Source organism: Pelomonas sp. KK5 (assembly GCF_001984095.1).
Lineage (GTDB): Bacteria > Pseudomonadota > Gammaproteobacteria > Burkholderiales > Burkholderiaceae_C > KK5.
This window is the reverse complement of record NZ_LYVQ01000433.1, coordinates 1-2,207: the sequence shown is the minus strand read 5'-3', so window position 1 is coordinate 2,207 and position 2,207 is coordinate 1. Positions and strand designations below refer to the sequence as shown.

At 67.1% G+C, this 2,207-nt stretch carries 2 protein-coding genes; both read right to left on the bottom strand.

Translation table 11 applies throughout. The features are described 5' to 3' along the window. Window positions 1–1,144: hypothetical protein (locus tag B0W88_RS31360; RefSeq protein ID WP_198937997.1), on the bottom strand; the 1,144-nt coding region annotated here is incomplete at its 3' end. A 263-nt stretch (window positions 1,145–1,407) separates the two neighbouring features. Further along, window positions 1,408–1,668, bottom strand: a complete 261-nt coding sequence (locus B0W88_RS31355) for a hypothetical protein (RefSeq protein WP_144007125.1) — start codon at window positions 1,666–1,668, stop codon at window positions 1,408–1,410. Window positions 1,669–2,207 lie beyond the last annotated feature (539 nt).

Genomic DNA, 2,207 nt, shown 5'->3' with positions numbered 1-2,207 from the left:
GCGCGGTGACGATGGGCGCCGGCGTGCCGGAGACGTTCCAGGTGATGGGCCGCGTGCCCACCTTCACCGCGATGGTCTGGGCGGCCGTGACCGCCTGCAGGCCGGTGCCGCTGCCCAGCACTTCGGTGAGGAAGCGATAGCGCATGGCCGGGCCGCCGGTCGGGTACAGCGCGGGGCAGTCGCCCACCAGCTTCAGGCCGCCGTAGAAGCCATAGCCGGGGCCGCCATGCGCGCCGGGGAAGCCGAAGGGCACGGCGTGCGTGCTGCGGCCGTCGCCGAGGTGGTTGATGTCCGAATAGATGCCGAAGTCGCCCACGCGCGTGAACCAGGCATGCGTGACGACCGGCTGGTCCTTGACGCACAGCTTCACGCAGAAGCAGGGGCCGACGTTCTCGCGGTCCGGGTCGCGTCCGCGCGACGCGGGCTCGGCCAGCAGCACGGTGCCCGAGGGCGTCTCCACCTTGAAGTACAGGTCGGGACCGCCGAACAGCTCGATGTTCAGGCCGAAGATGTCCTTGCGGAAGTCGGCGTCGAGATAGTCGATGCGGAACCGGCCGGAGCCGTCGGTGAAGCCGCTGCCCAGCGGGTCGTCCTGCAGCCAGTCGCGGTCGAAGGCGCTGACCTTCACGCCCTGCACCGGCTGGCCGTTCTTGTCGCACACCACCACGGTGCCGCAGATCACCCAGGCGCCGAAGCGCGAGCGCAGCAGGCACCAGAAGCGCTGGGAGAGCAGCTCCGACCACGCGGCCACGGCACCGCCCTCGGTGCGCCGCCATTGCGGCTGCAGGATGGTGACCGAGAACTGCAGCGGACGCGGGGGCGTCGGCGTGGGCTTGCGGCCCGGAACGGTGCCGCAATTGACGTCGATCTCGAAGGCCTCGCCCTGGTAGTTCTGCTTGTCGCCGAGTTCGGCGGTGAAGTTGCCGTCGGCATCGGTCTCGTACTCGCCCAGCAGCGAGCCCTGCTTGGCCGCCACGGTGGCGTCGTCGAGGATGGCGAAGGTGTCCTTGGTGCCGGCGACGGCCATCGCCGTGACGTTCTGTTCGACGCGGGTGCGGTAGAGGCGCACGGTGACGTGGGACAGGGGCTCGGAGCACTCGCTGCAGAGCTGGCCTCTGATCCTGCCCTTGAAGACGTAGTTCATGATCAATCTCTCCTCAGTGTCTGAGATATGAAACCGCGCAACCTGGGCGGCCACCTGGGTTCTTGTCGCATGGCGCTGCTTGCTCGGGCTCGGGCGCGCCATCCTCGGATCCGAGGACTGACGGAAAGGGGCGGGTGGCCCACCGGTCCACGCTCATGCGTGGCCTTGCCGGCCTTTGCTTGCCTGCTGGTCGGCATCCGCTTGTTTGCGAATCAAACCGGATCGACTGGATGGGCTGGGGGACGAGGTCGATGCAGCCAGTTTCAGGACGCCCAGAATCTCTTGGACAGCACGCGACGGATACTGGTGATCAGATCCGTGACATGCCACGCGCCGGGCCAGATAGAGACGCCAGCGGGCCGTCGTTCCGACAGGTCACGCCACACTGCGGCCATGATGAAGGACTGGGAGAGAACGGCGGCGCCGGCCCAGAGCGCCAAGCCCCAGCCTATGTAGTCCAAGGCGACCAGCAATGCGCCTAGCGAGGCAAGCATTACCGCGACAATCAGCGTGAGTACCTTCATCGCCTGCTCCCAGTCGTGGCATCGGTCCAATGCTCTGCGCAGAGGCGACTCCCGTCCGTGCGCTGGCGCACGGACTCACATGCACCGAGCCCTGACAACTTGACGACTGAGCCCGGCCGGATCTCCTGTTGCACCGGGGGCTCGAAGGGATCGTCAGCATGATTCTGTGCCCATCGCCTCCACCCGCTCGAACTTCACCCACGCCGGCCGAGGTGCAGCCACAAGCCAGCTTCGCCCCGAAAGGGTTTACCGCGGCCGGCGCGAGTGGGCAACGACGGGCCTCCCTCTCAGATGTCCGGCGAGCAAGCCAGGCATGAAGCCAGCGCGAAGGACAGCGCTCTTGCCCATGAGCGCGGCCTTGCTGGACTCGGCCGAGCTCGCACTGGACGGTGTGGCGCAGCCCCAGCCATCGAAGGCCTCGGAGTTGTTTGAATTGCAAGACCTGCTATCTCTGGGGTGGATCTAGCTGCAGGCAGGCATGGATACCTGTGCCCGCAGCCAGGACAGCACTGAAGCCGTCGCGCCGGACCTGCACGGAC

Bases quoted from the DNA above. Each gene is read 5' to 3' on its own strand.
- B0W88_RS31355 (WP_144007125.1), bottom strand. From the start codon at position 1,668: ATGAAGGTACTCACGCTGATTGTCGCGGTAATGCTTGCCTCGCTAGGC.